Raw genomic sequence first — 20,042 nt, 5'->3', positions numbered from 1 at the left:
TGGGTTGCCCCGTTTTAGTGCTATCGGCTGAGCCTGATTTCTTTGACCTTAATTTCATGCCTTCACCCTATGCATCCAACGGAGCACATACCAGTTGCCGTTTGCCACGGACACGTGTCCACACGGCGTGCGTAGCCGGGTGGACCTTGGAGTATGCACTGAATCTACGAATCGGTGTCATCGAGGCGGAGGTCAAGGAAATTGGGATTCATGAAGATCAGCGAGTTCGGGAACTGGGAAGCGCTGCGATTGTGGCTGCGGGGCCTCCGCGCGGCGGCGGGGGCCCGGTGTGGGCCGGCATCGGCAGGACGTTTTGTTACGGTCCGGACATGCCCCCGACGAGGGTGTTGACCGCGACGAGCAGTGCAAAGTGGGCTGCGTTGGCGCGAAAACCCAGAGCAGGGATGCGTATGGCGGTGGCTGGCTTCAGGCGGGAATTTCTGGCGTGGTGGGACTGGAGCAGGGGTCCATCTTGGAAGAACGAACCGAATCAGCCGCGCAGGGCGAGCCGTTCATATCGATTCCGCACACCGTGACCGATCTGGATGACGTCGTTGGGAATCCCGACAGGATTTTCGACAAAGTCACCTACCGGCCCATTCCGCACAACATCCGCCACGACACGATCTTCGGTGCGCTGGACTCCCTGGCAGTGGGCAGCGGTCCAATCCGGGTGGCACCGCACAATCCGTTGCGGCTGTTTGCCCGGCTTGAGGCGCGGGCCCAGGGCGGTTTCGCAACCAGCTGCCTCGAAGAGGGTCCGGAGGCTTGGCGCCTGCGGCTGATCCGCGAAACTTAACCAATCGGGGGAAATTCGTGGGACCCTTTTTCCGAATACGTTAGGACCCCACGAATTTTTTGGGCCGCCCACCCGCCAAAGGGGCAGGTACGCGACCGACCCCGACCGACCGCGACGGCCTGCTACTGGAAGTCTGCCAGCCAAAGGTCGGGGCCAAAGACCTCGTATTGGATGTCCTTGGCCGGAATGCCACGTGCGATGAGTGCACTGCGCACATGCTGCATGAACGGCAGGGGGCCGCACAGGTAGTACTCCGCGTCCTCGGCCACTTCGGTGTCCTCAAGGTTCATGAAACCTGCATGTTCATTCTGCGCGGGCTCCAGGCCGGGCGTCACGAACCAGGCGTCGAGCTTCCCGTCCGGCAGTTCCGCCAGAGATTCCTCGACCTGGCTGCGCAGGGCGAAGGACCCCGGATCCGCGTCGGCATGCAAAAGGTGGACCTTGCGGTCGACCCCGGCCTTGGCCATGTGTGAGAGCATCCCGGCCATGGGAGTAATTCCGATCCCGGCGCTGGCAAACACCACCGGCCGGTTGGAGTACTTCAACACCACGTCCCCGAACGGCGCCGAGAGCTGGACGCGGTCTCCCACCTTGAGCGAAGAATGCAGCAGCTTGCTCATTTCGCCGTCGGGGTTCCCGTCGAGACCGGCCACCCGCTTGACCGCAAATTGCCGGTGGTCCCCGTCGTCGGCCTTGGTGAGGCTGTATTGGCGCAGCTGGTGCACACCGTCGTTCATCAGCATTTTCAGCGAGACATACTGGCCCGGCAGTGAGGGCTTGGTGGGGCGCGGGTCGGTGCGCCTGACCGTGAAGCTGACCACATCGGGGGTTTCCTCGATTCGGGCGGCGACCTCCCAGGTGCGCCAGATCTCGTCCGGGTTCAGGTCCAGCGCCGAGTAGAGCCCGCGTTCCTTGTTGATCAGCATGTTCGCCATGATCCAATAGACCTCGTCCCAGGCCGCTGCGACCTCGGGGGTCACCGCCGCCCCCAAGGTGTCGCCGATGGCCCACATCAAGTTCTCATGGACGATTGCGTACTGGTTGGGACGCAGGCCCAGCGAGACATGCTTGTGCGCCACTCGATCCAGCAGGTTCTCCGGGAGGCGGTCGGGCCGTTCCACCAGTGCGGTTGCGAAGGCAGCAATCGATCCAGCCAGCGCCTGCTGTTGCTTTCCGTCGGCCTGGTTGCCCCGGTTGAACAACCCGTCGAGCAGTTCCGGCCGACCGGCGAACATGTGCTCATAGAAGCGGCTGGCGATCTCCTGGATGTTTTCGCCGACCACCGGAAGCGTGGCCTTGATGATGGGCAGGGATGAATCGGAAAGCATTCCTTTGGCTCCTCACTTGTGCCTGTTCCCCCGTGGAACCCGTGCACGACGGGCGTTAGGTGGAACCTATCACCGGCCTTGGCCCGCCAACAGGAAGACCCCGAAAGGTGACGCATGTCAGCTCGGGGCCCCGCGCCGCCACGCAATCTGCCGGCAAGTTGGCCATCCTGGGATGACTAGTACCGCGGCTTGCAATGTTTGCTTTCCTAGTCTGATGGCCGGGGCCGGGGCCGGTTCCCGTTGCGGGCACGGTGTTTTCGGCGCACGCTGGTGGTACGGGTTTCCGCCCTTCCCAGGAGGCTGCGATGACACATCATGTGACGGTTCGAGACATCGAGGCCGACGAAGAGGCCCGGCTGCTGCAGATCGTGTGGCGCGGCGGGTCCGGACCGGTGGTAACCTGGCGCCGGGCCCAGATGGTGCTGCTCTCGGCCCGGGGCATGGACGTGGCCCCGATCGCCGAAGTCGCCTTCACCAGCCCCGACCGGGTCCGAGACGTCCTGCACCACTTCAACACCGACGGGCTCGACTCGTTGGAACCCCACTATGCCGGCGGGCGCCCGGCGAAATTCACCGACGCCCAACGCGAACAGATCCGCAGGATCGCCCTGGATCGCCCAGGGGACCACGACCTGCCGTTCTCCACCTGGAGCCTGTCCAAACTGGTCGACTACCTGGTTCAGAAGGAGGTGGTAGAGGACATTTCCCATGAGGGACTGCGCATGCTGTTGCGCCAACAAAATGTCTCCTTTCCAATCCATCAAAACCTGGAAGGGCAGCACGGATCCGGACTACGAAGCGAAGAAGGATCGCGTCCTTCACCTCTATGACATCGCCGACGGAAAGGCCAACCCCGGTGACGGGGATCCGGAGGTCGTCATCTGCTTCGACGAATTCGGGCCCTTGAACCTGCAGCCGCATCCCGGGCACCAATGGGCACCGAAGGCCGCCGGCCCAGGGGATCAGGCTGCCCCGCGCCGCCGCCGACGGCGGGCGACCTACCAGCGACCGAACGGGGTACGGCACCTGCTGGCCGGCTACGACCTGTCCACCAACCGGCTCTACGGACACGTCAAGGCCCGCAAGCGCCGGACGGAGTTCCTGGCTTTCGCCCGCTACCTGAGGTCGCTGCATCCCGCAGCCCAGCGGATCGCGATCATCATGGATAACTACTCCCCGCACCGCTCCACGAAGGTCGATACCCGGGTCGGGGACTGGGCTGCGGCGAACAACGTCGAGATCGCCTACGTGCCGTATTACAGCTCGTGGCTGAACCGGATTGAGCCCCAGTTCACCGCGCTGCGCTACTTTGCCCTGGATGGCACGGACCATCCCAGCCACCGGGCCCAGGCCGGGATGATCCGCCGCTTCATTATTTGGCGTAACCACCACAGCACCGACCCGAAGCTGCGCAAGGTCATTCGTCGGGCCTCACTCATCAAACGGGCAAAGGTTGCCTGACGCGGTACTAGCAGGGTTGTATTGCCAGTCATTTGGCCATTACGCGATTCTCCACGCGTCGGTGGTGTTTTGGTGCGCAGATCCAACCGTGCGGCCCGGGGCAACCGGGCGCTTGCCATCTTCGGGCGCAGGCCTGTTGCCCGTCAGGCACGGGCATGCTAAGCCGCGGTCCCGGCGCACCTGGTCGGCTCTCGCGGCTTGCCCCGTCCGGCAGGAATCGAAGCCTGCTGTCCCGGGTGTCCGGCCCGGCGATGTCGACCATCCAGTCAACGCCGAACTTGTCGCTGAGCATGCCGAACCAGTCGCCCCACGGTGCCGGGGCAAGCTGTTCCCCGATCTGGGCCCCGTCGCTGGGATTCTCCGAGTACGCCGTCATTTCATCCTTGTCATCGCCGCTGAGCGTGACCGAAATGGCGGTGCCGCCTTTCCGTTCCATAGACGCGGGGGTGTCGGCCGCCTTCAGGTTCATTCCGTTGGGCGCGCGCAGGTCTCCGTGCATCACCTTGTTCTCATCGGCGGCGCCGTCGGTCTTGGTGAAGTCAAAATCGGCAAAGGGGCGATCCGTGCCGCGGAAGCTGACCTAGGGATTCGGGATGGTATCCATGGTGTTCTCCATAATGTTTGGCGGGATTCGGCAACAGGGCAATTTTGCCCGTCAACACCGGCGCGGTGCCCCCAGCGGACCGACAGTTTGCCGCGGGTCCGCCCGCCCGCCCGGGAGACAATCGGCTTACGGGCCGCTGGCGCGACACCGAGTGATCACTGAAAGCCGCCACGAAGCGATCAAATCCACAGCTGCAGCAGCGAGGTCACCACTTCTACGTCCTTGATCTCCGGGATGTTACGCAAAACCTAGCGTCTATTGCCCCACAGGGATGCGGCTCTGGTCCTGGGGGCATGGTTTTTGGTGCCGTGCACCTGAACACGCCGCATCAACGGAACACCACTACGCATCGTTGGAACCCTGGGCGTCTTCATCCAGCCCTCAGTTCCGCCACCGGCGGCCAAGCAGCCCGGCAGGCTCAGATCAAGATGGCTTCCCGGTCCAAGATGCCGACATTGCCGATGGGTCCAGGGGCTTGGCAGCCGGAGCCAGGTGGATTATCCGGCGGCACCTGACTCATGCGATTCCCACATGGCCGCGTACTCCCCGCCCAGCTTGAGCAGTTCCTCATGTGAACCGGATTCCACGATCCGCCCCTGCGACAGCACAACGATCCTGTCGGCTGTCCTTGCCGTTTGCAGTCGGTGTGCGATCAGCACGGTGGTGCGGCCCTTGGATAGTCGGCGCATGGCAGCGCCGACCTTTGCCTCGGTGGCCAGGTCCAGGTTTGAGGTGGCCTCGTCAAGCATCAAGATGGCGGGGTCCACCAGCTCGGCCCGGGCCAAGGCGATGAGCTGGCGCTGCCCGGCCGACAGCGAGCGCCCGCGCTCCGCAAGCTCGTGCCGGTAGCCACCGTCGAGCATGGCAATGAAGTCGTGGGCACCCACGGCACGGGCGGCGGCCTCCACCGTGGCATCGTCGGCATCGGGACGGCCATAGGCGATGTTGTCACGGACGGAACCCGTGAACAGGAACGGCTCCTGCGGGACATAGCCCAGCCTGCGCCGATATCCGGTGAGGTCCAGGGCACGCAGGTCCATGCCGTCAAGCCTGACACTGCCGGTATCGGGGTCGTAAAAACGGATCAACAGCTTCAAGACGGTTGACTTCCCCGCACCCGTCTCGCCCACCAGCGCCACTGTCTCTCCTGGTTCGATCCGCAACTGCACGCCGCGGACTGCTTCGGGCGGCTTGCCGGTGCCGGCATAGGCAGGGCCGGTCTGACGGGCATCGGCTGGTCCGCGGAGGGCAGGGCGGCCACTGCGGTGGATGGGCTCGGACGGATAGCTGAAGTGGACCCCCTCCAGCTCGAGCCTTCCCTCGACCATGCCGGGATCCGCGGCCGCCGGGGCATTGGGCGTGAGCGTTTCCATCCGCATCAGGTCCGCAATCCGCAGGACCGACACACGGGTCTGCTGCCAGGCGTCAAATACCTGGGAGAGCTGTTGGATGGGAGAGAAGAACATGTCGATGTACAGCAGGAACGCAATCAGGGCGCCAGCGGTGAGCGCTCCGCCGGTGACCATGCCGGCGCCAACGCCCAGGACAATGGCGGCTGCCCCGTCGGCAAGGAACGCGACAAAGGGAAAGTACGTGGCAACCAGTCTTTGTGCGGCCATCCTGGAATCCAGGTAGCGGCGCCCGAGCTCCTTGAACCGCTCAATCGTGACGGCCTCGTGCACAAACGCCTGCGACTCGCGCACCCCCGCCAGGCTTTCCTGGAAGTCGGCATTGACGACGGCGATGCGGTCGCGCGATTGGTCGTAGAGCCGGGCTGCCCGGTTCCTGAACATCACTGTGGCAATGACGAGGGGAATGACGATGGAGAACACGCTCAAGGCGAGTTCGGCGTTGAAGATGACAAGTGCCGTTCCAACCCCGGCAAAGGTGACGAAGGCGACGAGGGCCGAGAGCAGCCCGTTTTCAATCAACGACTCGAACTGGTCCACGTCGGTGGTCATGCGGGTCATGATGCGCCCGGTCATTTCACGCTCATAGTAGTCAAGGGAAAGGCGCTGCAGTTGGGCCCAAATCCTGATCCGCAGGGACAGCATGATCCGCTGCGCAGTGCGGCCCGTGACAAAGGTTTCACCGATCTCGATGATCAGGTCCGCCAGCGTGGCGATGAGGTAGATGCCCGATGCGGCGAACAGCACCGATTCCAGTCCTTGGCTGACGCCCTGGTCGATGCCGGCACGGACAAGGATGGGCCCCACCAGGGAGGTGCCGGCGTCGAGCACCACCAGCAGCAGTCCGAGCAGCAGCGGCCGGCGGAATTCGCGCAGCAGCCCCCACAGGGTAAAGGCCGGGTTAGGGCGCGTCTCCTTGGCCAGGTCGACGGCGGCCGTATCCCGTACTGGACGCAGGCGAGCCACCCGGGCCAGTAGTTCCGGGGTAGGCGCAAGATTCCGCCGCCAGCCGCCTCCCCCTCCGCGGCCCAGCCCGGCACCGATGCTGGGTGCGCCGACGCCTGCCGTCCCCCGTCCCGTGCCGGAAGCAGCACTTGGGCCGGACCCGTTTCCCCGCGGCTCCCCCCACGCGGCGGAGGTGGTGCCGGAGAAGCCGTTGGCAGTGGTTCCCCGGCTCGAATCCGTCGCAGCCCTGACCTTCTTTCTTGCCGAGTAGGCAGCGAGCACCTCGATGCCGGATCCGGCGGGGGGGAGGGGCCTCCTCGTCCTCGACGAGTCCTGTCAGTAGTGAGCGGTAGATGGTGCTGGTGGCCAGCAGGTGCTCGTGGGTGCCGCCCGCCACGACCCGCCCGGCGTCGAACACGAGGATCCGGTCGGCAAGATGAAGGGAGGAAAGCCGATGCGCAGCCATGAGTGTGGTCCGCCCTTGCATGACCCCGCGCAGCCCGTCATGGATGGCCTCCTCCGTCCTGGCATCGATGGCACTCGTGGCGTTGTCGAGGATGAGGATGCGCGGGTCGGCCACGATGGCCCGCGCCAGCGCGATCCGTTGGCGTTGGCCGCCCGAGAGAATCAGCCCGCGCTCGCCCACCAGGGTGTCGTACCCGGCGGGTAACGCCTGGATGAAGCCGTGCGCCTGGCAGATTCGTGCGGCTGCCTTGATCTCCTCCTCGGTGGCACCGGGCCTGCCGTAGGCAATGTTGGCCCTGACGGTGTCGGAAAACAGGAAGCTCTCCTCAAACACGGATCCGATCCGGCTGCGCAGCGACTTCAGGGTGAGGTCGCGGACGTCATGTCCATCAACCAGCACGGCACCTGCTGGGGGGTCGTAAAAGCGGGAGACCAGACTCGTCGCCGTTGACTTGCCGCTGCCGCTGGGGCCGACCAGGGCCACGCGTTCCCCTTGGCGAATGTGGAAGCTGATGCCATCGAGCACTGTCGTGGCACGGCCGTCGGTCATCCCCGTGTAGCCGAAGGTGACGTTACGGAACTCGATGTCGCCGGCAACGTCGGGCAGTTCGATCGCTCCGGGGGCGTCGGCAATGGCTGGTTTGAGGTCAAGGAGCTGGAAGATGCGCTCCAGGCCCGCGCGGGCCTGCTGGCCGATGGTGAGCAGGCCGGCCAGCTGCCGTGCGGGAGCCATGAGCTGGCCGACGTAGGTCGAAAATGCCAGGAACGTGCCGAGCGTGATTTCCTGATGCAGGACGAGGTAGCCGCCGACGGCGAGCACCGCGACCTGCCCCAGGGAGGGGATCGCCTGCAGCAGCGGCTGGTAGCGGGCCTGCAGCCGGGTGGCGCGCATCTGCGAGCCGTAGAGTTTTCCGGCGGCGTCGGCGACCCTGCCGATCTCATGCTGCTCCTGCCCGAAGGCCTTCACGACACGGACGCCGTTGACCGTCTCGTGAACGATCTGGATGACGTCGCCCTCACGCTGCTGCGCGTCCCAGGTGGCGGGAAAGATCCGCCAGCGCATCCGGTAGGAAACCAGCAGCAGGGCGGGGGCCATGAGGAGGCTGATGACCGCCAACAAGGGCGAGAGGTAAAGCATGACGCCAATGGACATCAGCATCATCAGCACGTTCCCGCTCACGATGGGCAGAAAGGAGAGCAGGCCCTGGACAAGTGCGGAGTCGGAATTGGCGCGCGCCACGAGCTGGCCGGTGGGCATCCGGTCAAGATTGCCGGCGTCCATGAGCTGCAGATGCTCCTGCATGTCGTTGCGCAGATCGTACTGCACCGAAAGCGCAACCCGCCCGCCGTGGTAGCGGCGCAGATAGGAGAAGGCGAACGTCGCCACCCCCAGCAGGATCAACAGGGCAAGCCATGGCCACAGCGGAGACGTCGGGATGAGGATGACGTTGTCCACGATCTGCCGCGTGACCAGTGGGACGAGAACCTGGGCCGTGCTGCCGAGTATCGCGGCACCTAGGGAAATCGTCAGGTCGGACCGGTGCCGCATCAGGTATCCGCCGAGTCTGCGCACCCAGCCCTGGCCCTTTTCCCGTCCGTGGCCCACCTTCTGCGTGCAGGTTCCAAGGGCGCGGGCCCGGGACTGGGTCACGGTTCCGCCGGTCCACCGCGTGTGGAGGAAGCTGCTGCCGCCGCTGTTCCAGGTTTGATGCCGGTGTGTCCGGCCCGGCGTTCGGCGTACGTTGCACTGACAGCCTCGTTGAGCAAGCCAATTGTTTCAAACAGGCCTTCGGGGTCGGCCGTCTTCGCGGCAAGCACCCTCAGCTCACCCGACATTGCCGCGTCCGCTCGGGCCAGCGTCTCCCAGCCCGCAGCGGTCAGGCGCAGTGCCACCGTCCGCTGGTCCCCGGCAACATCGACACGGACCAGTAGTCCACGTTCAGCAAGGGATGCGACGGCGGCGCTCACCGCCGGGCGGCCCAGCGCGAGACGCGCGGCAACCCTCGACGCCAGTTCTTCACCGGTTGAAAGGGCCGCCAGCACCCGGTAGTGCGGCAGGCTTAGTTCTTCCAACGACCGTTCCAGGAGGCGTGAAACGCGCACCAGAGCCCGCACGGCCGCCGCCGCGGCATCAAGTTCGCCGGCAAACTCCCGCTGTTGCATGGTTAAAGCGTAGACACTTTGTTCGGACATCGAACCATCTTTTTCGCTGTGAATTTGCCGGGGTTCCGTGATGTTGGCCCGAAGCTCTCACGGTACCGCCCAGCCCGCATGGCCCGGCATGGGTGGGTGTGCTTTGGCAACGGCTGGTCCCGAACAATCACCAGGGCAGGGGTAATGCCGTTTCCGAACTGTTTGGCCGGTCCGGGCCCGCCATCGGTGCCGGGCTCGGAGGCGTGCTCGCTACGACTTGTGGTCCTGGCAATCCCGTTCTTGGCAGGAGCGACAGCCCTCATCCTTTGCGCACTTGTCGCTTCGCCCAACCTAGACAAAGGCCGGAACGCTTCTCATGTGCTCCGTTGATTCAAATCGTTTTCATCCAGTCTGATATCATCCGACGCCCCATACCTTGGCGTTGGGTCACCCGGCAGAAGTCCAATGACTGTGTGGGTTTCGTGTCCGAGAATGGAGACAAGGGGAAATACACACGTCATCACACGTAATCCTCAGCGAGGTGGCGAAGTGGAAAATCTGGGCCCCGAACCCCGCAGTGCCGCGGATATGGCGATGAAGAAGTCTGTGGCTTTCGAAAATCTGCCGGCCAGATCATCGGCCAGAACCGCTCCACAGCGGCGGCTGCAGAAATTCGTTTCGAAGGCATACCTTCCGCTAATATTTCCCCGGAACCGTCAGGTCGACCGTTGTTATTCGACCCCAGCGCCGTGAACAATAGAGGCGAAAGCATGCTCCATGCACGCCCATGGCCGGACAGTAACCTCCAGAAGCCCACTGCTTCGCTCCAGCAATCCGGCACTTCGGAACCCCTCGGCTACCCTTGGCTTATGCCCCCAGCTAACACCCGAGCATCCGAGCCCGGACCACGACCTAAGCCGAAAAAACCTGGAACGGGAAGAGCGGCCCGTGTTCACAATCGGGTTGCCGACCTGCTGGATTCGCTGCGGTCCCAATTGTGGCCGGTGCCGCTGACCGCAATCGTGCTGGCGATCGCAGCGGGCCAGTTTCTCCCCGATTTGGACAGGAAGCTGGGAGGCAACGGCGACTCCAGCGTCTCTGCGTTGCTCTTTGGCGGCGGGTCCGAGGCTGCCAGCAACCTGCTGCAAACCATTGCCGGGGCCATGATCACGGTGACCGCACTGACCTTTTCACTCACCGTGGTGACGTTGCAGCTTGCTAGCAGCCAATTCTCCCCACGCCTGTTGCGGACCTTCACGCGCGACAGGATCGTACACGGTACGCTGGCGCTTTTTCTGGCCACCTTTGTATTCGCCCTGACCGTCCTGCGCAGCGTCAGGAACCCTTCGGGCGCGTACGAGGGGTTCGTCCCCCGGATCTCCACGACAGTTGCCTTTTTGCTGGCCGTGGCCAGCGTCCTGGCGCTGGTCGGCTTCCTGTCCCATCTGGCCCGACAAATCCGCGTCGAGAGCATGCTCCAAACGGTCTTCGACGAGGCCGCGGCCACCCTCAAGCGCGTTTTCAGTGATGCCGAGGATCCCGGCCAGGTGCGGCCCAGCGTGCAGACCGGCCGCGGCCAGGGATTCCGGCCGATCGAGAGCCGGTCCTCGGGTTTCCTGCTCACCGTGGACTATGCAGCGGTATGTGCCGCAGCAACCGCCTCCGGGGTCTTCATCGTATTCGAGTCGGTCCCCGGAGATTCGCTGGTGCGTGGGGTTCCCTTCGCCCGTGCCCGCCATGGCGCCGGCGGCGAGCTGAACAACGAGGCGCTTGCAGCCCTTGCCGATGCGATGGAAGAATGCGTTGCCACCGGGTTTGAAAGGACCTCGGCGCAAGATGCGACCCTGGGACTGCAACAGTTGCTGGACATTGCGGCCCGGGCGCTCTCCCCAGGAATCAACGACGCCACCACCGCCGTACACGCCATCGGGCACGTTTCGGCGCTGTTATGTGGGTTGATGGGGCGCGCCACCGGGGCCCATCTGGTCTGTGATGAGGACGGGATTGCCCGCGTGCTGGTGCCGCGTCCCGGACTCGAGGACATGCTCGATCTCACCATGCGCCAATTGCTGCGCTATGCCATGGACGACCCCCGAGCCGCCGAACGCAGCATCAAGATGCTGGCCGAGCTGGCATGGGTCGATCACACGGGCTTGCTGACCAGCTCGTTGGCGGCACAGGGCCGTGCAACAGCGCAGGCTTTGCAGGACAGCCCGATCAACGGCGCAGAAACAGGTCGTCTCCTGGCCCTCCTGGATGCTGAACCCCCGACCAGGTAGACGTTGTTTCCGTCCCGCGCTGCCAGCTGGAGGGCGTGCCGACGGTGGGTGCTCAGGAAGCGGCGGCCTTCACCAGTTCGGTGACCTTCTGCTCAACCGCCGGGCTCCACGATTGGAGCGCGAATGACACGGGCCAGATCTCGCCGTCGTCGAGGCGTGCTGCATCCTGGAACTCGATGGTCGAGTAGCGTGCATTGAACTTGCCAGAATTCTTGAAGCAGAAAACGACCTTGCCGTCCTCATTTGCGTAGGCCGGCATTCCGTACCAGGTCTTTGGCGATAACCCCGGCGCCTGCGCCGAAACGATGACATGCACGCGCTCGGCGAGCACACGGTCCTCCGGTTCCATCTTCGCAATGGCCTCGAGCACCGACTGCAGCCCCTCGGCCTTCTTGGCGCCCGGCTTCCCCTCGGCACGCAACTCTGCCGCGCGTGCTTTCATCGCTTCATGCTCAGCTGCGCTGAAGCCCGGGGGCGTGGTGGTGTTTTGCTCTGTCATCGCTGGCCGTTCCTTCATCAGTTGCGGGGCCGGGTGCCACCGCTTTCCCTGAACACGCTACGTCCTGCCAGCCGTTTGCGCTTCTCCGTCTCTGCTTGGATGGTGAGTCGTTGAAGAAGCGTGGGCAGCCGACGTCTCGCCGCTGGGCGAACACAACACGTTCGCGAGGAGCACACACGGAAGGCCCCGTCCACGGCAGTGGACGGGGCCTTCGAAGATCGTGCGGCAGGGGGGCTTGTTTAGAGGCGGCCCTGGGCGATTGCAAGCATGCGGCGCAGCGGCTCGGCCGCACCCCACAGCAATTGGTCGCCGACGGTGAAGGCCGAGATGTAATTCGGGCCCATCTCCATCTTGCGGATGCGGCCGACCGGGATGTCCAGGGTGCCGGAGGCGGCAACCGGGGTCAGTGCATCGACGGTGGCTTCCTTGGTATTCGGAACGACCTTGGCCCACTCGTTGTTTTCGGCGAGCAGCTTCTCGATCTCGGCGACCGGGATGTCCTCGGTGAGCTTGAGCGTCAGAGCCTGCGAGTGCGAACGCATGGCACCGATGCGGACACACAGCCCGTCCATGATGACCCGGCCGGCCTCTGTGGTGCCCAGGATCTTGTTGGTTTCAACCCCGGCCTTCCACTCTTCCTTGGACTGGCCGTTGCCCAGATCGGCATCGATCCACGGGATCAGTGAACCGGCCAGCGGAACGCCGAACTGGGTGGCGTCGAGCCCGCCGCGCTGGGCGGCAAGGACCTTGCGGTCGATCTCGAGGATCGCCGATGCGGGATCGTCGAGTTCGGCCGAGACGTGGGCGTTGATGTCGCCGAACTGGGTGAGCAGTTCGCGCATGTGCCGAGCGCCGCCGCCGGAGGCCGCCTGGTAGGTCATGGCCGTGCCCCATTCGACCAGGCCGTTGCTGAACAGTCCGCCCAGACCCATGAGCATGCAGGAGACGGTGCAGTTGCCGCCGACGAAGTCCCTGGTCCCGGAGGCCAGGCCGGCATCGATGACGTCCCGGTTCACCGGATCGAGCACGATGATCGAGTTATCGTTCATGCGCAGGGTGGAGGCCGCGTCCATCCAGAGCCCGTCCCAGCCGCGGGCGCGCAGCTTGGAGTGCACGGCGGAGGTGTAGTCCCCGCCCTGGGCGGTGACGATGATCGGCAGCTTGGCCAATTCGTCCAGGTCGTAAGCGTCCTTCAGCGTGCCCGCACCGTCGGCGAACGCCGGAGCGGCGCCTCCGGCGTTGGAGGTGGAGAAGAACACTGGATCGAGGTGAGCAAAGTCGCCCTCCTCCTGCATGCGATGCATCAGGACGGAGCCGACCATGCCGCGGTAACCGACAAAGCCAACGGAAGAATTCATGGGACTAGCGTACGGGCTGGGGGAGTGCGGAGAAGAGTCCGTTACTTCCGGAGGCGGGCGGAATCCGGGTTGCGGGCCCGATGGTTGACGAATGTCACACACACCAGGTGTCTGGATCGTCCGACACGATGATTCGCCGCATCACAGAGTTGTCGGGGTCTTCGCCAACCTCGGGGAGGCAGCCTCCTTCGCCGAACGGATGCAGGACCGGTTCGAGAACGGGCTGTTCTACGCCCGATACGAGATCGGATACCGCTTCGATGCGGGCAGCAGCGGCTATTCCAGCAGCAGCTGAGCCGTCGTGCCGATCAGCCGTGTGAATCCAGGATCGGTTCGGGCAGCTTGCGCTTCCTGCGCAGACGCTTTGCCCGATTCTCGCGCCTCCAATAAGCCAGGAACATCAGGCCTATGCCCATCACGAAGAGCGCGGCGAAGACCATGCCCGTCTGTTCGTCACCAGTTTTTTCGGGAGTGGTGAAGGCGAAGTACAGGGGGATCAGGGCCATGAGGGAGCACAGGATGGCCATGACCAGCATGCCGGTGCCGGTTCTGAGCTTGGTTCCTGATCTGGAGGTGGTGAAGCCGATCTCCTCGGCCCGGTAGCTGTGCAGCTCCCCCGCCGTGGTGCGTAGCAGCAGCCGGTCATCGCCAGGCGATGCTGCCATATTGTGCCACGCCCGGGTGGCCTCGTCACGCTGTTCCCTGGCGGGATCGTAGTGGCTCATGCTGCAAGGCCGTTATGAGGCGGCCGAGTCCTTTTCCACTGCGGCTGCCTCTTCGAGCAGGGCGCGCTTGCGCCTGCCCACGGCCCACAGTGAACCGAAGGCGAAGACCTGGGTGACGACCAAGAGCATGATCAGTCCGGTGATCTTGTGGCCGTCCAGGACCATCCACAGGCCCATGCCGGCACAGACCAGGGCGAAGAACGGCAGCAGCATATGGCCGAGCACGAACAGCGGTTCGGGCTTGGAGAACATTTCCTTGAAGGCTTCCTTCATTAGTTCTTCTCCCACAGTTCGATGCGGTATTCCTGGGTGGACGACGAGGTGAGCCAGCCGTTGGCCGGTTCGACCATGGTGCTCTTCCACGTCGAGTCCAGCTGCGGGGCGCGGGTGTCGCCCGGCGCCGCGGAGTTGATCACGGTGATGACCGCGAGGCTGGCCGCATCGGCCAGGGCGTCGAAGATTTCCCCGCCGCCGATGATCCAGATCTCCTCGGAGCCCTCGGCCGCGCGGGCCGTCTTCAGCGCCTGTTCGGGAGATGACACGACTGTTGCTCCGGCCGCTGTCATTTCCCGGCGGGCCGCCTCGTTGCGGGTGATGACGATGTTCGTGCGTCCGGGCAGCGGACGGAACTTCTCCGGGAACGAATCCCAGGTCTTACGGCCCATGATGACCGGGTGGCCGATGGTAGTGCGCTTGAAGTGCGCGAGGTCCTCGGGGACCGACCACGGCATCGAACCGGCTGCGCCGATGACACCGTCAGTGGTCCGGGCATAGATCATGCCGATGCGTTCGGTGGCGGGTGCTGTGTCCGCGCGGTGTCCGGCGGTCGTCTGGGCTCTGCTCATACGGCGATCGGTGCCTTAATCGTGGGGTGGTGTCGGTAGCCGCGGACCTCGAAGTCCTCCAACGCGTAGTCGAAGATCGATTCGGGAGTGCGGGTGATGGCGAGCTGCGGGTACGGGTAGGGTTCGCGGCTCAGCTGCTCTTTTACCTGGTCCAGGTGGTTGGTGTAGATGTGCACGTCCCCGCCGGTCCAGACGAATTCGCCCAGGCCGAGTCCGAGCTGCTGGGCGACCATGGTGGTCAGCAGCGCGTACGAGGCGATGTTGAAAGGGACGCCGAGGAACATGTCGGCGCTGCGCTGGTAGAGCTGGCAGGAGAGCTTGCCATCGGCCACATAGAACTGGAAGAACGCATGGCACGGTGGCAGCGCCATGTCCTGGATCTCGCCGACGTTCCAGGCCGAGACGATGTGCCGGCGTGAGTCGGGGTTCTGCGCGAGTGAGTCCATGACTTGGGTGATCTGGTCGATGTGTCCGCCCTCGGGGGTCGGCCAGGAGCGCCATTGCACCCCATAGACCGGACCGAGTTCGCCGTCGGCGTCCGCCCACTCATCCCAGATCTTGACGCCGCTTTCCTGCAGCCAGCGCACGTTCGAATCCCCACGCAGGAACCACAACAGCTCGAGCGCGACCGACTTGAAATGGACCCGCTTGGTAGTGACCAGCGGGAACGAATCGGCCAGGTCGAAGCGCAGCTGCCGGCCGAACACACTGAGTGTCCCGGTGCCGGTACGGTCGCCTTTGGGTGTGCCGTTGGCGAGCACATCGCGCAGCAGGTCCTCGTAGGGAGTAGGAATCGTCACCATGACAGTCTACCGTTGCGAGCGGCCGCCACATCCGCGCGCCGGCCGTCGAACGCCGAACTGGGATGATCCCCACACCCGGAATCCCTGCTCAGCGTCTGGTACGCAAACGCCCCCGGAGCAGGTCAAGCAGCGTCTGGTCATCAATTCCTGCCTGGTCGGCCTCGGCCACCAACAGGTCAAGCGCGCGGTGCAGATCAAGGTTCTCGGCCGCTCCGGCGCCTCCTGGGCCGGAGCCTTCGGCGGGTCGGGTGACCACGGTGCCGAGCCTGCGCCGGCTGGCGATGAGCCCGGAGGACTCTAGTTCCTTATAGGCGCGCGATACCGTGCCGGTGGCCACGCCTAGGTCCGCGGCCAGGGCCCTGACGGTGGGCAGGCGCTCGCCATCGGTAAGCGTGCCGATGGCGATCAGCGAGGCGACTTGGGCCCTGATCTGCTCATACGGAGGAGTCGCATCGCGCAGGTCGACGGTGATCAACGCGCTCATGTGCGGCTCGCCTCCGGTGGCCGGATCCGCAGTTGCCTGGCCACCTCGGAACCGGCGTTCCGGAGCCGGGCGTCGAACCGCGTCCAGCAACCGAGGCTGCGGGCCATGGCAACGGTGTCAAAATCCCACGGGCACCGCACCATGAACCGCACCACCAGGGGCAGGCGCAGCGCAAGCACGAATTCGTCGGCCATGGCCGCGGTGGAACTCATCGGGTTCCGGCCTGTTTTGCGGCGGAGCCGGTGCCCAGCAGCGACTCGGCATGCCGCGTGCCCACGGTTGCTGCGGGCAGGAAGCACCACAGCACCCCCAGCACCGAGAACACGATGGTGACCGCGGTGGGGTTCCCGTCGGTCTGGAGCAGGGCGGGGTTCCCGGAGAGCGGGGCCAGCATCGGACCGGCATGATCGAGTGCCGAGGACAGGATGCCGATGCAGATCAGGCTCAGGCCTCCGGCGACCCGCACGGCCCGGTGCGCGATAATGATCCGCAGCGTCACGTCCTCGCGACCATTGCCGAGCAGCAGTGGGCCGGTGATCTGGGCCAGCCGGTACAACCCGGCGCCGATCAGTGCCGTGATGGCCAACATGGCGGCAAGCCACCAAGCAGATACGGCCCCGGCGGTCGTACCGCCGAGCGCGTAGAGCGCCACCGCGATCAGGGCCGCCACCAGCATGGCCGCGTTGGTGATCAGGAACCAGCGGGGGAGCAGCGGTTGCACTGCGGCACGTGTGGTCCTGCCGTCGCAGAGCCGGAAGCCGATCCACGAGACCACGGAAAAATGCAGTATGTAGTAGAGCACGACGAGGACCAACAGCAGTGTGGCAGGGGTCAGGAACCCGGCAAAGGGGACCTCGGGGGTTGTTTCGATCAAATGCTGGACCTGTTGCCCGTCGGGGCCCATTTCGCTCACCATGACCTCGGAACGGGTCGTGGTCCCGCTCACGGCGAACGTTGCGGCTGTACCGGCAACCAGCAATACCAGGATGGCGACGAACTGGGTGGCGGTCAGCAGGGTCATGGCCACCCGGTAACCGGGGGATGCGCCACCGGCTAGGTCCTCCGCGTCGGCCGGTGCGCTCAGCGCCGGTGCTGGCCAGAAGAGCATGGCCAGCGCTGTGACGAGCAGCGCGCCGACGGCTATCGAACCCGGCAGGAACACCAGGCCCTCCGCGATGCGTGCTGGGGATGCGCTTTCCAACGCCGCCAGCGTTTCGCGCTGCTCCTGGGCGAAGCCGACAAACTGCACCGCGGCCGCGGCATACCCGATGGCGACGAGCACGCCGGTGCGCAACAGCCGGTTCATCCAGAGCGTGCGCAGCGTTGCATCCTCCTCGGCATCCAGCACCGAGAGCGCCGGGCGCGAGGTGATCACGAAGAGCATGGTGATGACCGCCGCCACGAGCACCAGCAGGCCCGTCAGCAGCAGCGGGGCGATCTGGTTTCCGGGCAGGTTGCCCAGGGCCCCGTACTCGGTATCCATGTCATTGAACCCCGGCGTATTGCCGTAGCCCGGACCCAGGATGAAACGCACCCCGTCGGCACCGGTGGCGGTCGCCGTGTTGGGTGTGCCCGGAGTGCCCCAGGCCCACGCCATGACGCCCGCCGCCACCAAGACCGAGCCGGCGAAGACGGCGGCAAGCGTCCTGGGCACGTAATTGGTCATCCGGCGGATCCGCAGCGACGCCGAACGGGCACTGCCGACCTGCCGCGGCCAGGTGAACTGACCCAGCAGGTAGATGGCCCCGAGCCACAGCCCCGGACCCAAGGCCTGGGGCACATGCACCCAGATGTCCTGCGCGGGGATGCTCGAGGCGGAGGTACCGGCACCGTCAATCGTCCAGATGGAAGGCAGGCCCAGTGTACCGCTGGCGAACAGGGCGATGAATGCCGTCCACCAGGCATGGCGCCTGACCACCAGCAGCGGGTGTTCACGCCCCCTGCCGGAGGAGAGATGGCGCAGCCACGCGTAGACGATGGCCGCTACCAGTGCGATGCTCAAACCGAGGTTCAGATACAGCGAGGTGGTCATGGCGAGTTCCTTCGGTGCGGCAGGGGAGTGGTGGGCGTCTGTTGCGTGCGCTCGCCGGGTGGGCCGGTCGGGCATGTGCGGTCTGAGGGTGTGTTTCCACCGGGGGGACGGGGTACCGGGATCATGTCAGGGCCCGCATTCCCGGGGTGGGGCTGAGCCGCTGCGCCAGCTTCGGGGGAGCCCACGGAACGAGGACCACCCTAGCCACCAGCCTCAGGCCCTGGCCGATGTTGGCGATCAGGCTCAGCAGGGGCAGCAGGAAGACCGGGCCGAGGTCCGTGACCGGGCGGTCCACGTAGTTCAGTGATGCGCCGCCGATGATCAACACGGCCCAGGAGCCGGTGCGCAGGAGCCGGTTCACCCGGATCCGGCGCAGCGCATCGTTTTCCTGCTCGTCCAGGGTGCCCAGCGGTGGGCGGCGCACCGCCAGCGCTACCAGCAACGCCGTTGCGGCAGCCGGGAGCACAATGGCAACCAGGAAGTGCGGACCCGCAACGCTGCCGGGTACCAGTCCGGCAGTACCTGCGGTGTGCCCCACCTACAGTCCTGCCGCATCGAACAGCGGCCCCGGGGGTTGCGGGGAATATCCGGGGCGGACCAGCGACGCGGCGGCCACGGCCAGCGCCAAGGCAACACAGGCGGCGAAGAACCAGGTCAGCTTGCGCGGTAGGTAGCTGGAGAGCCTGCGTGCCTGGAGCGTTGCCCGGCGCACGGAACCGGTCCGCTTCGGCCTGGTGTGCCAGCCGATCAGGTGGATGAGCACCAGTGCGATGGCCGAGATCCATCCCGCATGCCGGGGTACTCCCAGGCCCGCGGGGCCGGAACCGGGGTTCCCTGCCATGAAGCGCAGCCCGGCGTAGGCGAAGACGGCAAGGACTGCAGCCGATGTCGCGCTCGCCGAAAGTGCCTGCATGAATTGCGTGCCCATCGGGAACCCCCTGGATTGATCTTTGTCTCAATGTATCAAGTCATTGAGACAAAGATCAACGGATGGAGCAGATTATCTCAGTCGGACCGGACAAAGGAACGCAGCGCAGGGGAGTCGTCCCCGCCGACCAGCGAGAAGCCCAGCGATGCATGGAAGGCGGCCTGCCCCGGTTCGCCGTCGGTGAGCAGCACCTTCTGCCGCACCCGCGGATAGCGACCGAACAGCAGGCAAGCCAGGCGTGCGCCGAGCCCGGTCCGCCGGTGCTCCGGGTGGACCAGTACGTCCTGCAGGTAACAGATGCTGGCGCCGTCGGACACGACCCGGGCCAGTCCGATCAGCTCGCCCTCCGCCAGGGCCGCCGCAACCGCCGAGGATCCGGTCAACGCGGCGAACAGCGTGTTCGGATCCCTCGTATGGGCGCTCCAGCCCACGGCGTCGTACAGGCCAGCACCTGTCCCCGGTCCAGGTCGGCGGGGTCGACGATGGCAGGTTCGACCGCGGACGGGGCGCAGGGCCCTGGTTCAGGCACGGACGAGCAGGTCGTTGTATTCGGGGTAGCGGCGCAGGTAGCCGGCCACGTAGGTGCACTCCGGGATGATTTTCAGCCCGCGGGCGCGCATCTGGTCCAGCACGAGGGTGACCAGGGCGCGCGCATAGCCGTGGCGCCCGTATTCCTCGTTGATGATGGTGTGCTGCAGGGTGGCGACCCCGTCTTGGACCCTGTAACCGAGGAAGCCGATGTAGGTGACGCCCTGCCACAGCGAATAGCGGCCGCGATCCTCGTCGTGGTCCAGTCGCAGGCCCTCGTGGACTATCTTGGCGGGCTGCTGGTGACGGATGTGCATCTTGGGCTCCTTACCGCGTGCGAACGCTGCCGGCGCGCGGCCCGCGTGTGGAACCGCCGCGTTACTGCCACCCTACAGCGCCGCCGTTGCCGGCGGCACC

23 protein-coding genes are annotated in these 20,042 nt (G+C 65.3%); 5 read left to right on the top strand and 18 right to left on the bottom strand.

Features of this window, described 5'->3' with window-relative positions; genetic code table 11:
* The first annotated feature begins 472 nt into the window (after window positions 1-472).
* Complete coding sequence (locus E9229_RS01095; protein ID WP_246380299.1) at window positions 473-799, top strand: DUF2249 domain-containing protein; 327 nt, start codon at window positions 473-475, stop codon at window positions 797-799.
* Between the two features lie 122 nt (window positions 800-921).
* Here E9229_RS01095 and E9229_RS01090 read toward each other — a convergent pair whose 3' ends face one another.
* Complete coding sequence (locus E9229_RS01090) at window positions 922-2,127, bottom strand: FAD-binding oxidoreductase (RefSeq protein ID WP_183509393.1); 1,206 nt, start codon at window positions 2,125-2,127, stop codon at window positions 922-924.
* Window positions 2,128-2,432: 305 nt separating this feature from the next.
* Between E9229_RS01090 and E9229_RS18910 the strand changes: the two genes are divergently transcribed.
* Both E9229_RS18910 and E9229_RS18905 read left to right on the top strand, forming a co-directional pair.
* Window positions 2,433-2,957 carry a helix-turn-helix domain-containing protein gene (locus E9229_RS18910; protein ID WP_221184334.1) on the top strand — a complete coding sequence of 175 codons (525 nt, stop codon included), beginning with the start codon at window positions 2,433-2,435 and terminating at the stop codon, window positions 2,955-2,957.
* The gene (locus E9229_RS18905; RefSeq protein ID WP_221184333.1) at window positions 2,869-3,588 is read left to right on the top strand and encodes a transposase; all 720 of its coding nucleotides are present in this window, start codon (window positions 2,869-2,871) and stop codon (window positions 3,586-3,588) included. Before E9229_RS18910 ends, E9229_RS18905 begins: the two co-directional genes overlap by 89 nt.
* 28 nt (window positions 3,589-3,616) lie before the next feature.
* Here E9229_RS18905 and E9229_RS01080 read toward each other — a convergent pair whose 3' ends face one another.
* The 4 genes from E9229_RS01080 to E9229_RS01065 form a co-directional block, all read right to left on the bottom strand.
* The gene (locus E9229_RS01080) at window positions 3,617-4,090 is read right to left on the bottom strand and encodes a VOC family protein (RefSeq protein ID WP_183509391.1); all 474 of its coding nucleotides are present in this window, start codon (window positions 4,088-4,090) and stop codon (window positions 3,617-3,619) included.
* Window positions 4,091-4,689: 599 nt separating this feature from the next.
* Complete coding sequence (locus tag E9229_RS01075; protein WP_221184332.1) at window positions 4,690-6,567, bottom strand: ABC transporter ATP-binding protein; 1,878 nt, start codon at window positions 6,565-6,567, stop codon at window positions 4,690-4,692.
* A complete protein-coding gene (locus E9229_RS01070; protein WP_221184331.1) occupies window positions 6,503-8,662 on the bottom strand; it encodes an ABC transporter ATP-binding protein in 2,160 nt (719 codons plus the stop codon). The genes E9229_RS01075 and E9229_RS01070 overlap by 65 nt, the downstream gene beginning before the upstream one ends.
* Entirely contained in the window at window positions 8,659-9,204 is a 546-nt protein-coding gene (locus tag E9229_RS01065) for a MarR family winged helix-turn-helix transcriptional regulator (protein WP_183509390.1), read from the bottom strand. The genes E9229_RS01070 and E9229_RS01065 overlap by 4 nt, the downstream gene beginning before the upstream one ends.
* Before the next feature lie 911 nt (window positions 9,205-10,115).
* Here E9229_RS01065 and E9229_RS01060 point away from each other — a divergent pair.
* Complete coding sequence (locus tag E9229_RS01060) at window positions 10,116-11,423, top strand: DUF2254 domain-containing protein (RefSeq protein ID WP_407671345.1); 1,308 nt, start codon at window positions 10,116-10,118, stop codon at window positions 11,421-11,423.
* 52 nt (window positions 11,424-11,475) lie between these two features.
* On the opposite strand, the gene E9229_RS01055 is transcribed toward E9229_RS01060, so the two are convergent.
* Window positions 11,476-11,922, bottom strand: a complete 447-nt coding sequence (locus tag E9229_RS01055; protein ID WP_183509387.1) for an iron chaperone — start codon at window positions 11,920-11,922, stop codon at window positions 11,476-11,478.
* A gap of 239 nt (window positions 11,923-12,161) precedes the next feature.
* Window positions 12,162-13,280, bottom strand: coding sequence for an aspartate-semialdehyde dehydrogenase (gene asd, locus E9229_RS01050; RefSeq protein WP_183509386.1), 1,119 nt, complete (start codon window positions 13,278-13,280; stop codon window positions 12,162-12,164).
* Window positions 13,281-13,371: 91 nt separating this feature from the next.
* Between asd and E9229_RS01045 the strand changes: the two genes are divergently transcribed.
* Window positions 13,372-13,575: a hypothetical protein gene (locus E9229_RS01045; protein WP_183509384.1), complete on the top strand. Its 204-nt coding sequence runs from the start codon at window positions 13,372-13,374 to the stop codon at window positions 13,573-13,575.
* 13 nt (window positions 13,576-13,588) lie between these two features.
* On the opposite strand, the gene E9229_RS01040 is transcribed toward E9229_RS01045, so the two are convergent.
* The 11 genes from E9229_RS01040 to E9229_RS00990 form a co-directional block, all read right to left on the bottom strand.
* Entirely contained in the window at window positions 13,589-14,005 is a 417-nt protein-coding gene (locus E9229_RS01040; RefSeq protein ID WP_183509383.1) for a hypothetical protein, read from the bottom strand.
* 12 nt (window positions 14,006-14,017) lie between these two features.
* On the bottom strand, window positions 14,018-14,278 hold the full coding sequence (locus tag E9229_RS01035; RefSeq protein ID WP_407671313.1) for an NF038396 family protein: 261 nt from the start codon (window positions 14,276-14,278) through the stop codon (window positions 14,018-14,020).
* The gene (locus E9229_RS01030) at window positions 14,278-14,850 is read right to left on the bottom strand and encodes a dihydrofolate reductase (protein ID WP_183509382.1); all 573 of its coding nucleotides are present in this window, start codon (window positions 14,848-14,850) and stop codon (window positions 14,278-14,280) included. Before E9229_RS01030 ends, E9229_RS01035 begins: the two co-directional genes overlap by 1 nt.
* Complete coding sequence (locus E9229_RS01025) at window positions 14,847-15,650, bottom strand: thymidylate synthase (protein ID WP_312855691.1); 804 nt, start codon at window positions 15,648-15,650, stop codon at window positions 14,847-14,849. The genes E9229_RS01030 and E9229_RS01025 overlap by 4 nt, the downstream gene beginning before the upstream one ends.
* A 91-nt stretch (window positions 15,651-15,741) precedes the next feature.
* The gene (locus tag E9229_RS01020) at window positions 15,742-16,137 is read right to left on the bottom strand and encodes a GntR family transcriptional regulator (protein WP_183509380.1); all 396 of its coding nucleotides are present in this window, start codon (window positions 16,135-16,137) and stop codon (window positions 15,742-15,744) included.
* Complete coding sequence (locus tag E9229_RS01015; protein ID WP_183509378.1) at window positions 16,134-16,349, bottom strand: hypothetical protein; 216 nt, start codon at window positions 16,347-16,349, stop codon at window positions 16,134-16,136. Before E9229_RS01015 ends, E9229_RS01020 begins: the two co-directional genes overlap by 4 nt.
* On the bottom strand, window positions 16,346-18,169 hold the full coding sequence (locus E9229_RS01010) for a hypothetical protein (RefSeq protein ID WP_183509377.1): 1,824 nt from the start codon (window positions 18,167-18,169) through the stop codon (window positions 16,346-16,348). Before E9229_RS01010 ends, E9229_RS01015 begins: the two co-directional genes overlap by 4 nt.
* A gap of 121 nt (window positions 18,170-18,290) precedes the next feature.
* On the bottom strand, window positions 18,291-18,707 hold the full coding sequence (locus tag E9229_RS01005; protein WP_183509376.1) for a hypothetical protein: 417 nt from the start codon (window positions 18,705-18,707) through the stop codon (window positions 18,291-18,293).
* Window positions 18,708-19,097 (bottom strand): hypothetical protein, encoded by a 390-nt coding sequence (locus E9229_RS01000; protein WP_183509375.1) that lies wholly within the window; start codon window positions 19,095-19,097, stop codon window positions 18,708-18,710.
* 77 nt (window positions 19,098-19,174) lie between these two features.
* On the bottom strand, window positions 19,175-19,528 hold the full coding sequence (locus E9229_RS00995) for a GNAT family N-acetyltransferase (RefSeq protein WP_312855566.1): 354 nt from the start codon (window positions 19,526-19,528) through the stop codon (window positions 19,175-19,177).
* A 90-nt stretch (window positions 19,529-19,618) separates the two neighbouring features.
* The gene (locus E9229_RS00990; RefSeq protein ID WP_183509374.1) at window positions 19,619-19,942 is read right to left on the bottom strand and encodes a GNAT family N-acetyltransferase; all 324 of its coding nucleotides are present in this window, start codon (window positions 19,940-19,942) and stop codon (window positions 19,619-19,621) included.
* Window positions 19,943-20,042 lie beyond the last annotated feature (100 nt).

Source organism: Paeniglutamicibacter cryotolerans, assembly GCF_014190875.1.
GTDB classification, from domain to species: Bacteria; Actinomycetota; Actinomycetes; order Actinomycetales; family Micrococcaceae; genus Paeniglutamicibacter; species Paeniglutamicibacter cryotolerans.
This window is presented reverse-complemented; position numbering and strand designations above follow the sequence as displayed.

Bases quoted from the DNA above. Each gene is read 5' to 3' on its own strand.
- E9229_RS01090 (WP_183509393.1), bottom strand. From the start codon at position 2,127: ATGCTTTCCGATTCATCCCTGCCCATCATCAAGGCCACGCTTCCGGTG.
- E9229_RS18910 (WP_221184334.1), top strand. From the start codon at position 2,433: ATGACACATCATGTGACGGTTCGAGACATCGAGGCCGACGAAGAGGCC.
- E9229_RS18905 (WP_221184333.1), top strand. From the start codon at position 2,869: ATGTCTCCTTTCCAATCCATCAAAACCTGGAAGGGCAGCACGGATCCG.
- E9229_RS01065 (WP_183509390.1), bottom strand. From the start codon at position 9,204: ATGTCCGAACAAAGTGTCTACGCTTTAACCATGCAACAGCGGGAGTTT.
- E9229_RS01055 (WP_183509387.1), bottom strand. From the start codon at position 11,922: ATGACAGAGCAAAACACCACCACGCCCCCGGGCTTCAGCGCAGCTGAG.
- asd (WP_183509386.1), bottom strand. From the start codon at position 13,280: ATGAATTCTTCCGTTGGCTTTGTCGGTTACCGCGGCATGGTCGGCTCC.
- E9229_RS01045 (WP_183509384.1), top strand. From the start codon at position 13,372: ATGTCACACACACCAGGTGTCTGGATCGTCCGACACGATGATTCGCCG.
- E9229_RS01040 (WP_183509383.1), bottom strand. From the start codon at position 14,005: ATGAGCCACTACGATCCCGCCAGGGAACAGCGTGACGAGGCCACCCGG.
- E9229_RS01035 (WP_407671313.1), bottom strand. From the start codon at position 14,278: ATGAAGGAAGCCTTCAAGGAAATGTTCTCCAAGCCCGAACCGCTGTTC.
- E9229_RS01030 (WP_183509382.1), bottom strand. From the start codon at position 14,850: ATGAGCAGAGCCCAGACGACCGCCGGACACCGCGCGGACACAGCACCC.
- E9229_RS01020 (WP_183509380.1), bottom strand. From the start codon at position 16,137: ATGAGCGCGTTGATCACCGTCGACCTGCGCGATGCGACTCCTCCGTAT.
- E9229_RS01015 (WP_183509378.1), bottom strand. From the start codon at position 16,349: ATGAGTTCCACCGCGGCCATGGCCGACGAATTCGTGCTTGCGCTGCGC.
- E9229_RS01010 (WP_183509377.1), bottom strand. From the start codon at position 18,169: ATGACCACCTCGCTGTATCTGAACCTCGGTTTGAGCATCGCACTGGTA.
- E9229_RS01000 (WP_183509375.1), bottom strand. From the start codon at position 19,097: ATGGGCACGCAATTCATGCAGGCACTTTCGGCGAGCGCGACATCGGCT.
- E9229_RS00990 (WP_183509374.1), bottom strand. From the start codon at position 19,942: ATGCACATCCGTCACCAGCAGCCCGCCAAGATAGTCCACGAGGGCCTG.